13 protein-coding genes are annotated in these 12559 nt (G+C 68.1%); 11 read left to right on the top strand and 2 right to left on the bottom strand.

Features of this window, described 5'->3' with window-relative positions:
• The first annotated feature begins 36 nt into the window (after positions 1-36).
• From EV652_RS04030 to EV652_RS04000, 7 genes are all read left to right on the top strand, one after another.
• Positions 37-954 carry a carbohydrate ABC transporter permease gene (locus EV652_RS04030; protein WP_132207541.1) on the top strand — a complete coding sequence of 306 codons (918 nt, stop codon included), beginning with the start codon at positions 37-39 and terminating at the stop codon, positions 952-954.
• Positions 954-1814: a carbohydrate ABC transporter permease gene (locus EV652_RS04025; protein ID WP_132207540.1), complete on the top strand. Its 861-nt coding sequence runs from the start codon at positions 954-956 to the stop codon at positions 1812-1814. The genes EV652_RS04030 and EV652_RS04025 overlap by 1 nt, the downstream gene beginning before the upstream one ends.
• An 88-nt stretch (positions 1815-1902) precedes the next feature.
• Positions 1903-3429, top strand: coding sequence for a hypothetical protein (locus EV652_RS04020; protein ID WP_132207539.1), 1527 nt, complete (start codon positions 1903-1905; stop codon positions 3427-3429).
• A complete protein-coding gene (locus EV652_RS04015; RefSeq protein WP_132207538.1) occupies positions 3426-4247 on the top strand; it encodes a fumarylacetoacetate hydrolase family protein in 822 nt (273 codons plus the stop codon). The genes EV652_RS04020 and EV652_RS04015 overlap by 4 nt, the downstream gene beginning before the upstream one ends.
• Positions 4244-4969, top strand: coding sequence for a 6-phosphogluconolactonase (locus EV652_RS04010; RefSeq protein ID WP_132207537.1), 726 nt, complete (start codon positions 4244-4246; stop codon positions 4967-4969). The genes EV652_RS04015 and EV652_RS04010 overlap by 4 nt, the downstream gene beginning before the upstream one ends.
• 8 nt (positions 4970-4977) lie before the next feature.
• Entirely contained in the window at positions 4978-5721 is a 744-nt protein-coding gene (locus tag EV652_RS04005; protein WP_132207536.1) for a sugar isomerase domain-containing protein, read from the top strand.
• A complete protein-coding gene (locus EV652_RS04000) occupies positions 5712-6836 on the top strand; it encodes an N-acetylglucosamine-6-phosphate deacetylase (RefSeq protein WP_132207535.1) in 1125 nt (374 codons plus the stop codon). Before EV652_RS04005 ends, EV652_RS04000 begins: the two co-directional genes overlap by 10 nt.
• Positions 6837-6992: 156 nt before the next feature.
• Here EV652_RS04000 and EV652_RS03995 read toward each other — a convergent pair whose 3' ends face one another.
• Entirely contained in the window at positions 6993-7844 is an 852-nt protein-coding gene (locus EV652_RS03995; RefSeq protein ID WP_132207534.1) for an SDR family oxidoreductase, read from the bottom strand.
• A gap of 119 nt (positions 7845-7963) precedes the next feature.
• On the opposite strand from EV652_RS03995, the gene EV652_RS03990 reads away from it, so the two are divergent.
• Positions 7964-8875, top strand: coding sequence for an AraC family transcriptional regulator (locus EV652_RS03990; protein WP_132207533.1), 912 nt, complete (start codon positions 7964-7966; stop codon positions 8873-8875).
• Here EV652_RS03990 and EV652_RS03985 read toward each other — a convergent pair.
• Positions 8862-9911, bottom strand: coding sequence for a helix-turn-helix transcriptional regulator (locus EV652_RS03985; RefSeq protein ID WP_132207532.1), 1050 nt, complete (start codon positions 9909-9911; stop codon positions 8862-8864). The genes EV652_RS03990 and EV652_RS03985 overlap by 14 nt on opposite strands.
• A 145-nt stretch (positions 9912-10056) precedes the next feature.
• Between EV652_RS03985 and EV652_RS03980 the strand changes: the two genes are divergently transcribed.
• The 3 genes from EV652_RS03980 to EV652_RS03970 all read left to right on the top strand — a co-directional run bounded on the left by EV652_RS03980 (position 10057) and on the right by EV652_RS03970 (position 12553).
• Entirely contained in the window at positions 10057-10497 is a 441-nt protein-coding gene (locus EV652_RS03980; protein WP_132207531.1) for a cupin domain-containing protein, read from the top strand.
• Positions 10494-10868: a DUF1304 family protein gene (locus tag EV652_RS03975; protein WP_132207530.1), complete on the top strand. Its 375-nt coding sequence runs from the start codon at positions 10494-10496 to the stop codon at positions 10866-10868. The genes EV652_RS03980 and EV652_RS03975 overlap by 4 nt, the downstream gene beginning before the upstream one ends.
• Before the next feature lie 143 nt (positions 10869-11011).
• Complete coding sequence (locus tag EV652_RS03970) at positions 11012-12553, top strand: alkaline phosphatase D family protein (protein WP_132207529.1); 1542 nt, start codon at positions 11012-11014, stop codon at positions 12551-12553.
• The last annotated feature ends 6 nt before the right edge of the window (positions 12554-12559 follow it).

The following is a 12559-nucleotide window of genomic DNA, read 5'->3' as shown; positions in this document are numbered from 1 at the left end:
CCGTAAGCCTGGTTTCAGACGCGAGAGGCGGCGTGTATGTCGGGTCTCAGTGGCCGGTTGGGTGCCGGTGGCCGACCAGGTCTCCGCGGCCGCGTGGTCGGCCAGCGCTGGTACACGCCGTACCTGTTCATGGTGCCCGGGCTACTGCTGTACGCCGCGATGTTCGCCTGGCCGGCGGTGATCGCGATCCAGCTCTCCTTCTCCGACTACGACATCGTCAACCCGATCCAGTGGTCGGGCCTGGACAACTTCGTCCGGCTGGTGCACGACCCGCGGGTCTGGATCGCGCTGCGGAACTCGCTGCTGTTCCTGGTCATGTTCCTGCCGCTGACCGTGATCGCGCCGCTGTTCCTGGCCATGCTGGTGAACGTCAAGCTGCGCGCGATCCAGGCGTTCCGGATGCTGTACTACCTGCCGGTCATCACGTCGATGGTGGCGGTCGCGGTCGCCTGGAAGTACGTGTTCAACCGCGAGGGCGTCGTCAACTGGCTGCTCCAGATGGTCGGGCTCGGGCCGATCGACTTCCTGCTCGACCGGCACTGGGCCTTGCCGACCGTCGTCCTGCTGGAGGCGTGGAAGAACGCGGGTCTGTTCATGATGATCTACCTCGCCGGCCTGCAGGCAGTGCCGTCCGACCATCTCGAGGCGGCCAAGATCGACGGTGCGAACGGGCGGCAACGACTGTGGCACGTCATCGTGCCGTCGCTGCGGCCGACGTTCGCGGTCACGCTGATCCTCAGCATGCTCGAGGCGATGCGCGCGTTCGAGTCCGTCTACGTGCTGACCCGCGGCGGTCCGCTCGACTCCACTCTCACTCTCGGCTACTACATCTGGTCGAAGGCCTTCGAGGACTACGACATGGGTTATGCCAGTGCGGTCGGCCTGGTGCTGTGGGCGATCATGATCGTCCTCGCCGCGGTCAACCTGGTCATCACCCGCCGGAAGGACGTCTGATGGCGGCCCGGCGGTTGTACCGGCGTACGCCGCAGATCGACCAGCGAACGGTACGGCGGATCGGCTTCTACCTCCTGCTCATCGCGGTGGCTGCGCTGTTCATCGGCCCGTTCCTGATCCTGCTCAGCTCGGCGATCAAGCCGGCCGACCAGGACGTCTTCGGGTTCCCGCCGGACCTGATTCCGCGGCCGCCGGTGCTCGACTGGTTCCGGGAAGCCTGGACGACGATCCCGTACGCCCGCTTCCTGGTGAACTCGCTGATCTACGTCGGTATCACCGTCCCGGTCTATCTGGTCGTGTCGGCGCTGACGGCGTACCCGCTGGCCCGGATCGCGTTCCGCGGCCGCGGGCTGTTCTTCATGCTGTTCCTGTCGATCATGTTCCTGCCGGGTGAGCTGATGCTGATCCCGCGGTTCCTGGTGATGAGCCAGCTGGGACTGACCGACACGTTCGCCTCCGTCATCCTGCCCGCCATCTTGTCCTCGCTCGGCATCTTCCTGCTCCGCCAGGCGTTCTCGCAGATCCCGGACGAGATCGTCGAGGCGGCCCGGATGGACGGTGCGAACGAGTTCGCCATCTTCTGGCGGATCGCGGTGCCGATCGTCGCCCCGACCCTGGCGGTGCTCGCGATCCTCGGCTTCGTCTCGGTCTGGAACAGCTTCATCTGGCCGATGGTCACGCTGACCAGTCAGTCCAAGTTCCCGATCGCACTCGGCATCGCCTACCTGAGCGGTGTCAGCGGGACCGACGTCCGCGGTCTCGCGGCCGGCACGGTGATCTCGCTGATCCCGGTCGTCGCGGTCTTCCTCCTGCTCCAGAAACGCATCCTCGACAGCATGGGTGGCGCCGTCAAAGGCTGACCGCTCATCCGCACCCCGCCCGCCCTTCCCTCCCCGCCCACCTCCTCCTCCCGCGCCGCCCACCCCCGTCAGCAAGTGAGGCAACGAGATGAACCCGCACATCACCAGACGCACACTGCTGTTGGGCTCCGCCGCCACCGGAGTCCTCGCCTGGACCGGCACGTCAGCCGTCCCCGCCTTCGCCGACGCACTCGTCTATGACTCACCCGAAGCCTTCGACACGGCGCAAGCGGCCTACCTCGCGACCAATGCCCAGCACAACGAAGCCGGCCTCTACGCCTGGGGTGAGTCCTACTTCCTCCTCGGCCTGCTCAGGATGTACGAGGCGTACGGCGACATGCGCTACCTGCAGACCTTCGAGCAACGAGCCACGCACGTGATGGCAACGACCGACCAGGCTCGTGGAGTGACGGACTACCTCGGCCGATCCGGAAAGGTGTGGCGTGCCGCCGGCGCCTACACGGCCGGCCACGGCGTGCTGCCCGACAGCAGCGGCAGCGCAGCCATCCAACTCCGCTGGGCCGGTGCGAGGTCGGGCGAGTCGACGGCCGAGGTCGCGAACGTCTCCGGCAGCACGTTCGACCTGATCCTCCGCAACCCCGGCACCACCGCCGTCGTGACACTGCAAGGCGTCTCGCTCGACCCGTCTGCCACGACGTACGTCGTGACCGCGGTGAACAACGCCTACACCGCCGGGCTCCGCTGGACGGCCGCCGATCTCAGGACATCACCTGGCCCGGCGACCCCGCCGAGCCCGGCGACGATCACGTTCCAGCCGCAGTTCTACGTGTTCGCCGTACACACCGGAATGGTCGCCTTCCCGCTCGCGCGCTATGTGCGGATGGTCATGCGTTCTCCCCGGCTGCGGCGCGGCGCTCGCCTTCGCAAGGCCAACGAGATCCTCGGTGCGGTCCGCGCGGCCGTCGCGTTCCATGACGGTGAGTACGTCGCCCGCCCGGACGGATCAGGCGACTATGTCTGGCCGAAGGGCGCGCCGATTCCGTTCGACGGCACGATCCAGCCGTACAACCAGAGTCACGGTCTCGGCCAGGTGTTGGTGGAGCTGTACCGCGCCACCGGAGAGCGGCCTTTCCGCACGAGAGTCGAGCAGTTGCTCAAGGCTTACCGAGTCGGGCTCACTCTCGGCGCCGACGGAGCGTACGTCTGGCCGTACTGGCCGCCGTACAGCCAGTTGTACGCCGGCTACCCCAACACTGCGGGGATCTCGGAGTACACGCCGTCGTACCCGGCCTCCCGGCAGATCGAGGACATCAGCCACGCGGCGATCAGTCTCGAGTTCGTCCAAGCGGCGTACGAGGCGGGGATCGACGACGGTCTGGCCGCGGACGTCCAGCGGTTCACCGCGACGTTCACCAAGAAGGTGATCCGGTCCGCGACCGAGGTCTGGCTCCGCGTCGACGGTACGACGGACGCCGCACCGGCCAATGCGGTCCAGTGCGCCCGCTGGGGTGCTTACGCTGAGCACGATGTACTCGTCTACCAGCAGTCACTTCGGGTGTACGACGCCGTACAGCTCGTCCCGTCGCAGGGGTCGCACGCACTCGGGATCGCATACCTGAACTGGGCGAAACAAGGAGCTTGGAGGAAGCAGTGAAGTTTCTGCGTGTCCATACTGACGAGGGTCTCCGGGACGCTGTCCTGACCGAGGACGGCAGGGTCGCGACGTTGCCCGGGGGGCCTGAGGCGTTCGATCCGGCTCGCCTGCGGGAGCGTGGCGCGGCGGCCCTCGAAGGTGTGGCGTTCCAGGACGTGCGCCTTGCCGCGCCGCTCAGTCCCGGCAAGATCGTCTGCGTCGGGCTGAACTACGCCGACCACGCGGCCGAGGGCGGTCAGGAAGCGCCGCCCGAGCCGATCCTGTTCATGAAGGCACCCGACACCGTGGTCGGTGCGAACGACGACGTGCTCATCCCGCGCGGCAGCGAGAAGACCGACTGGGAGGTCGAGCTCGGCGTGGTGATCGGGCGTACGGCGTCCTACCTGGAGACCGACGAGGAGGCGTTGGAGCACGTCGCGGGCTACGTCCTGGTCAACGACGTCTCGGAGCGGCACTTCCAGTTGGAGCGCGGTGGCCAATGGGACAAGGGCAAGAACGCACCGACGTTCTGCCCGATCGGCCCCTGGATCCTGACTGCCGACGAGGTCGCCGATCCGCAGGCGATCAAGCTCGGTCTCGACGTCAACGGCGACGTGCTGCAGGAGAGCTCGACGGCCGAGATGATCTTCGGCGTCGCCTACCTGGTCCGGTACATCTCCCAGTTCATGACCCTTTACCCTGGCGACGTGATCAGCACGGGTACGCCGGCCGGAGTCGGCGCCGGCCAGAAGCCGCCGCGCTATCTGAAGGAGGGCGACCTACTCCGGGTCTGGGCCGACGGTCTGGGCGAACAACACACCCGACTGACTTCTGCATGAACGTCGAGGTCTTGCCGGATCCTGCTGCCGTCGGGGCGGCTGCGGCAGCCGCAGCGGCCGAGTCATTGCGCCGGACCATCCAGGCGCAGGGCTCGGCCCGGCTGGTGCTCGCCGCCGCGCCGAGTCAGCTGCACACCCTCGCCGCGCTATCCGTTGCTGAGGGCATCGACTGGACCCGGGTCAAGGCGTTCCACATGGACGAGTACGTCGGTCTGCCGCCGGACTCGGAGCAACGCTTCGGTCGGTGGTTGCGCAGGCACTTCACCGACCGGGTGCCGCTCAGCCTGATCGATCCGGACGGCGGCGCAGCTCCAGACGCAGAGGCGGCTCGCTACGCGGAGCTGGTCAGCGCCGCGCCGATCGACATCGTATTGGCCGGTATCGGCGTGAATGGGCACCTCGCCTTCAATGACCCGCCGGCCGACTTCACCACGACCGACGTCGTCCAGGTAGTTGCTCTGGACAATGCGAGTCGGACCCAGCAGGTGGACGAAGGCCTGTTCCCTGAGCTGGCCGACGTACCCACGCATGCGTGGACGCTGACTGTTCCTTTCCTGCTGTCGGCGCGCGAGATCTTCTGCATGGTGTCGGGCCCGGCGAAGCGGGACGCGGTTCGGCGGACTCTGGCCGGCGCGGTGGATCCCGCCGTACCGGCGAGTGCTCTGCACACGCATCCGCGGACCCGACTGTTTCTCGACCAGGAGGCCCATCCAGATGAGTGACCAGCCCGATGAGTGAGTACCTGACCGCGATCACGGAACTCCTCGGCCGGATCGAGGTGGAGGAGAAGGACTCGATCGCCGCCGCGGCCCGGTTGATGGCCGACCAGGTGGCGGCCGACCGGCTGATCCAGGTCTACGGTCCGGGCGGTCACTCCAACCTCGCCGCGCAGGAGATCTTCTTCCGGGCCGGCGGACTGATGCACGTCTCGGCGCTGCTCGACGAAGGGACGTTGCTGTCCAACGGTGCGTTGCGGTCGATGGCCGTCGAGCGTACGCCGGGCTACGGTCGGATCGTGATCGAGAACGCCGGGCTTGGTCCGGACGATCTGCTCCTGCTGGTGAACGCGTACGGGATCAACGCGGCCCTCATCGACGCCGCCCTCACCGCGAAGGAGCGGGGCGTGCGGACGATCGGGGTGAGCTCGCGGACGCACGCCGAGCAGACCGCTCCAACCCATCCCGCCAGGCATCCGTCCGGCGCCAACCTGCACGAACTCGTCGATGTCGCCGTGGACACCAAGGTCCCGATCGGGGACGCGGTGATCCAGTTGGCCGGGATGCCCGAGCGGGTTGCCGCAGTCTCGACGTTCGCCAACGCGTTCACCCTCAACCTGATGGTGGTGCACACGATCGAGCAGTTGATCGAGGCAGGCGTCGTACCGCCGGTGTGGCGGAGCGGCAACGCGCCTGGCGGTGATGAGGCGAACGCAGAGTTCATCGGCAGGTTCCGGGACCGGGTCCGATGGCTCTGATCGGGCGTGATCCGTGGTCGGGGCAGATCCTGCGCCTCGAGTACGCCGATGGCCGCGTCACCGCGGTGCACCGGGAGTCCGGCGACGCGGACCTGCCGTGGATCAGCCCAGGGCTGGTCGACCTTCAGGTGAACGGGTACGGCGGCTTCGACCTGAACGGCGACGACCTCGACATTGCCACAGTCGTGGGACTGAGGGAGGCCCTCAGAGCGGTCGGTGTGACGACGTTCGTGCCCACTCTCGTCACCGCGAGCGCGGACCGAATCAGCCACGCGGTCGCCGTCGTGGCCGAGGCCCGCCGCCGTCACCCCGAGGTGGCTCAGGCAATTCCGTTCGTCCACCTGGAGGGACCGCACATCTCGGATCAGGACGGGCCGCGCGGCTGCCATGACGCGACCTTCGTCCGGCCGCCCGATCTCGCCGAGTTCGAGCAGTGTCAGCAGGCGGCGGACGGGCTCATCGGCCTGATCACGCTGTCTCCGCACTGGCCGGGCAGTGCGGAGTTCATCGCCGCGGTGCGATCCACCGGCACCCGCGTGGCGGTCGGCCACACCCATGCCGACACGGCCCAGATCCGCGCCGCGGTGGACGCCGGCGCGACCCTGTCCACCCATCTCGGCAACGGCGCCCACGCACAGTTGCCGCGTCACCCCAACTACTTGTGGGCACAGTTGGCCGACGACCGCCTCAGCGCGGGGTTCATCGCCGACGGGCACCACCTGCCAGTCGAGGCATTCGTGGCGATGGTGCGCGCGAAGGGCCTCGATCGGGCCTTCCTGGTCTCCGACTCGGTGGCGATCGGCGGGCGACCGCCGGGCGAGTACTCGACCGCCGTCGGTGGCGACGTGGAGCTCACCGACGACGGCCGGTTGCTGGTCAGGGGTACGCCGTACCTCGCCGGAGCGGCCGCACCACTGGCGGACGGGGTCGCCTGGGCGGCCGCCGCCTTCTCGTTGCCGGAGGCACTCACCATGGCGACCGCGAACCCCGGGCGGATCGTCGGCGGCACGGTCGGTCAGCTGTGTCCCGGTGTTCCGGTGTCGAGCGTGATCACCTTCCACTGGTCGCACATCGACGGCAACCTGTCGGAGATCACAGTCGGCGCCCTAGCGTGACCAGGATCAGAGACGGTCAGGCGTCGCACTGAGGCGTGCGTCGCAGGCTCAATCTGGGAGCGCTTCCAGCTTGCAGTGTGGACAGCCTGGACAGCGGTACGACGTACGGCAACAGGCGCGTACGTCGTACCAGCGTCTGTTCGCCCGTACCGGCGTCTACGCCTGCAGCGCGGCGGCGATCGAGTCGGCGATCGGGGTGGTCGGGCGGCCGATCAGGCGGCTGAGGTCGCTGCCGCGGCCGGCCAGCAGGCCGCGCTCGATGGCCTTGTCGACGTTGACCAGGATTGGGGCGAACCCCTCCGGAACCCCGGCGCCGGTCAGGATGCCGAGGAGTACCTCGGCCGGAACGTTGTTGTAGGCAACGTCCTTCCCGGACTGCTTCGACAGCTCGGCCGCGTACTCGGCCAGCGACCAGGAGGTGTCGCCGCTCAGCTCGTACGCCTTCTTCTCATGACCGACACCTGTCAGTACGGCGGCCGCGGCGGCAGCGAAATCGCGACGGGACGCCGAGCCGATCCGCCCGTCGCCGGCGCTCCCGACGACGCCGTGCTCGAGCTGGACGGCCAGCTGAGCAGTGTAGTTTTCGTTGTACCAGCCGTTGCGGAGGAAGGTGTACGTCAGGCCGGAGTCGAGGATCGCCTGTTCGGTCGCCTTGTGGTCGGCGGCCAGGTCGAAGTCGGCCTCCGGTCCACCGAGGACGCCGGTGTAGGCGAGCCGGGAGACTCCGGCAGCCTTGGCGGCGTCGATCACGGCCTGGTGCTGGTCGACGCGGTTGGGCTCGGTCCCGGAGATCAGCAGGACGGTGTCGCCTGGCTGGAAGGCGTTCGCGAGCGCGGCCGGGTCGTTGTAGTCGGCGATCCGGACCTCGACGCCACGGGCCCCGAGGCCAGCAGCCTTCCCGGCGTCCCGGGCGACGGCGACGACCTGGTCGGCCGGGACGCGCTCGAGGAGTTCGTGGATGACGAGTTGGCCGAGCTGGCTGGTGGCGGCGGTGACGACGATGCTCATCTTTTCTCCATGTTTTGGGGGTGTGTCACCGAGCGTAGGTGGCGGCCGAGAGCGGCTCTATGTCCATTTGGCGCTGTCTTATGTCTGATCGTCTTTGGCGTCTGGCGTATGATGCCAGCATGGATGTTCTTGCCGACGTCGTCACCGCGATGCGCTCGGGGCCGGCCACCTCCGGCCGGACCGACGTACGCGGGCCGTGGGGCCTGCGGTTCACGCAGTCCGCGGGCGCGACGTTCCACCTGGTCCTGCAGGGGAGTTCCTGGCTTCTGCCACCCGACGGCGGCGAGCCGCTCGCGATGGGGCCAGGTGATGCGGTGCTGCTGCCGCGAGGTCTCGAGCACGGGCTGGCGGATCATCCCACGACGCCGCTGGTCGACTTCGATCCGACTGTTGACGACCTGTCGCCGGGCAGCACGGGAGCCCGGTCGCTGTTGCTGTGCGGCACGTACCGGCTTGATCGGCAGCGGCCGCATCCCGTGCTGAGCAACCTGCCGGAGGTCGTGCATGTGCCGGCGGATCCCGGGCGGCATCGGACCCTGCACACCACGATCGGCGTCATGGGCGAGGAGCTCGACGCCAACCGGCCGGGCGCGGCGGCCGTCGTACCGCCGCTGGTCGATGCCCTGCTGGTGTTGATTCTGCGCGCCTGGCTGGAAGACCGGAGCTGCCCGACGGAAAGCGGCTGGTCGCGGGCGCTGACCGATACGGCGGTCGCACAGTCACTCGAACTGATCCATGCCGCGCCCGGTGCGACCTGGACCGTCGCCGATCTTGCCACGGATGTCGGCCTGTCCCGGGCCGCGTTCGCGCGCCGCTTCACCGAGGCGGTCGGTGAACCGCCGCTGACCTACCTGTCCCGCTGGCGGATGACGACAGCCGCGCGGCTGCTGCGCGATCACGATCGCCCGCTCGCCACTGTCGCCAAGGAGATCGGGTACACCTCGGAGTTCGCCTTCGCGAAGGCGTTCAAGCGTGACTTCGGGATCGCGCCCGGTGCCTATCGCAAGCAGTTGGCGGTCAGCGGTACGTGAGATCGTCCGGGCGAAGCGTCGCCACCAGCTCGCCCCGGCTGCGGACGCCGACCTTGGCGAATGCCGCCTTCAGGTGATCCTGGATGGTGTGCGGCGAGATCGACAACCGATCGGCGATCTCCGCGGTGGTGTGCCCGGAGATCACCTCGAGGCAGATCTCCCGCTCCCGGGTGGTCAAGCCGTACGCCGCCAGCAGCATGCCGACCAGGTGATGTCCGGACGCCGGCTCGATCGTCACCACGACCTCTGACTGGTCGTCGTCGCTGATCAACCGGCTGCCCTGTAGGACCACCCAGCCACCGGTCGCGGTCTGAATCCGCGCCTGGAACGTCCCGGTCGCCGCCGCCTGCGTGCCGGTCACGACAGCCCGCAGCAAGACGTTGAACCGTCCGGGCGCGATCTCGTTCAGCGCGTCCTGCCAGCTCCGCGCGGCCGGGGTGATCGCCCGCGGCTCACCGCCCGGTCCGGTCACCACGATTGACGGTCCGACCCCGCCTCGATACCCGTGGGCATCGGTTCGCACCGCCACTCGCGTCGCCGCACCGATCGCCGGCGCAACCGAGCCGAGGAACTCCACCTCGCGATCGGTGAAATCCGTCCCGCCCCGGATGAATCCGGCCGCACCCCAGCAGTCCCCGTCGACCGTGAACGCTGCCCGCAGTTCGTGCTCGATCCCGAGTGGTCGCCACACTTCGTTCAGTCGGCGACATCCGACGACCTCCCGGTAGGGCAGGTCGGACAGCCGGGCCACCGGGTACGGCCGCCGGGCCAGCGAGGCGAACGAGTTCGGGTTGTTCGCGGAGTACTCCGTCTCGGCCAGTCGCGGTTCGTACTCCGGTGCGATCCGCACGCGGCCGCTGGTCATCGAACTGACCACCAGCGTGCCGGGATCCATCGCCGCCCAGCAGGTCAAGTCGTCGCCGATCACGTGCTCGACCACCTCGATCGCGGCGGCGTGCAGTTCTGCGACGCCCAGTCCCGACGTCGCCAGTGCCGCGATGTCCCGCCGCGCGGCCCGGGCCCGGCCCTCCCACATGCGCTCAGTATGCGCCGCTGTCAATCGCCCCGCCTATCCCCGAAATGTGGGGATTCCGGTGCCGCGAGAAGCCCCGCCGGACGGGATGGATCCGCCTCCCGCTGATTCCTACCGTCAGGTCAACAAACCACCAGGGGAGGACATCATGACGGAATCGGTGCACCTGAGCACAGCCGGCACGGGCGCGGAGTACGTCGCTCCGGACGCGACCGTCACGGTCAAGGTCGGCAGCGAGCACACCGGCGCGCAGTACGAGATCTTCGAGATCGACGCACCCCGCGGACCGGCTGCGCCGCCGCACAGCGAGACCTGGAGCAAGGCGTTCTACGTGCTGCAGGGCCGGATCCTGGTCCAGGCCGGCGACCAGGGCTACGACCTCGGACCCGGGGCGTCGATCAGCATCCCGGCCGGAACGCTCAACACGTTCTCGGTGCTGACCCCGTCGGCGAAGTTCCTCGCCGTCAGTCAGACCGGGAAGATGGGCGACTTGTTCGCCGACCTGGCCACAGCCGACCCGACCGACTTCGCCGCGCTGGGGGAGATCTCGAGCCGGCACGGGGTCACGCTCGCTGGATCGACATCATGAGTACGGCGGCCCAGATCCTGGCCGTGGTCATCGCGGCGACCCTGGTCATGGTGTGGGTGATGGAGTCGTTTCTCTACCGGCAGCCGCGGCTCTACCCGCTGTTCCTCACCAAACCCGGCGACTACGACGCGGTCCGGCTGTGGACGGTGAACCTGGGCTTCTACAACCTGACGACCGCGGTGGCTCTGCTGGCGGGCGTCGTACTCGTGCAGACCGATCATCTGCCGCAGGGTGAGGCGCTGATCATCTTCACCGCAGCGCAGCACACGTTCCTGGCCGTCGTACTGGTCTTCACCGAGCGGAGGCTCTGGCTGAACACCTTGCTGGAAGGCGTTCCTGCCGCGATTCTGCTCGCGCTTGCCCTCAACTAGGCAGCTCTGAACGGTAGGAAAGTTACACAAACTGTCTCATCATGGGTATCAAGCACCACGCACACTCAAGGTTCCCTGGATGGCTCCTCAAGCTTCATCCGTCCGGGGAACCCCCGCCCTGAGTAGTAGTGAAGGTGAGGCTCATGAGCCCAATCAGTCGCAGAACCCTTGTCTTCGGCGGGCTTGCCGCCGCCGGTGTCAGCGCCCTCCCGGTCCGCTCGGCTGTGATCGCGGCGACCGCTGCAGTCCCGTACCCGTTCCAGTTGGGCATCGCGTCCGGTGAACCGGACGCGAACAGCGTCGTGCTGTGGACCCGGCTGGCGCCATCGCCCCTCAACGCCGACGGTCAGGGCGGGATGGCGAACGCCGACGTGACCGTCGACTGGCAGGTCTCCACCACCGACACGTTCAGCACGCTGGTCGCGTCGGGTTCGGTCACCGCGCGGTACGCGAGCGCCCACTCGGTGCATGTCGTTGCCGGCGGCCTCAATCCCGACTCGGACTACTTCTACCGCTTCCGCGCCCAGGGCCACCTCTCACCCGTCGGCCGGACGCGGACGACTCCAGCCCTCGGTGCAGCCGGGCGAGACCTGGTCATGGCGTTCACCTCCTGCGCGCACTACGAGGAGGGGTACTACAACGTCTATCGCCGGATGGCCGAGGACAACCCGGGCCTGATCCTGCACCTGGGCGACTACATCTACGAGTACGGCGCTGTGGCCGGGCGAACCCGTACGCACGCAGGTGCCACCGAGATCGTGACACTCGCGGACTACCGCCGGCGCTTTGCGCAGTACAAGACCGACCCGGACCTGCAGGCCGCACACGCGGTCGCACCGTGGATCGTCGTGACGGACGACCACGAGGTGGAGAACAACTACGCCGGCATGGTGCGCGCGGACAGTACGCCGTCACTCACCACTGCACAGTGGACGGCTCGTCGGACGTCGGCGTACCAGGCCTACTACGAGAACATGCCGCTGCGGCCCGCACAGGCGAACAGTGGCAACAGCATCCCGCTGTACCGGCGGCTGCGGTGGGGGAACCTGGCCACCTTCCACATGCTCGACACCCGGCAGTACCGCAACGACCAGGCGTGTGGAGACGGCTGGCAGGTCTGCTCCGATGCGGACCTGGCGTCGCGCAGTCTGCCCGGCAACGCCCAGGAGACCTGGCTGCTCGACGGTCTGGCCCAGCACCACGGCACCTGGGACATCATCGGTCAGCAGGTCTTCTTCGCCCGCCGCTTCAACTCGTCCGGCGCCGGGAGCATGGACTCGTGGGACGGCTACCGCGCCTCCCGGGCCCGGATCCAGCAGGGGTGGGTCGCTCGCGGGACACGCAATCCCGTCGTACTCACCGGTGACGTGCACCGTGCCTGGGCGAGTGACCTGAAGGCCGATTACAACAACGCGAGTTCGGCCACCATCGGCAGTGAGCTCGTCACCAGCTCGGTCAGCTCCAGCGGCGACGGCGACGGGTCCACCACGATCCCGGATCTCGCCACCAACCCGTGGCTGAAGTTCTACAACAACCGGCGCGGTTACGTCCGTACGACGATCAGCCCGACCCAGCTGCGGGCCGACTTCCGGAACGTCGCGAAGGTGTCCGAACACGGCGCCGCGGCGTCGACGGTGAAGTCGTTCGTGATCCAAGAGGGCCTGCCCGGCCTGCAGGCGGTGTGAGGGAGC

The organism is Kribbella steppae (assembly GCF_004342025.1).
Classification (GTDB): Bacteria; Actinomycetota; Actinomycetes; order Propionibacteriales; family Kribbellaceae; genus Kribbella; species Kribbella steppae.
Note: the sequence above shows the minus strand (reverse complement) of the source record. Positions and strands in the feature narration are given on the sequence as shown.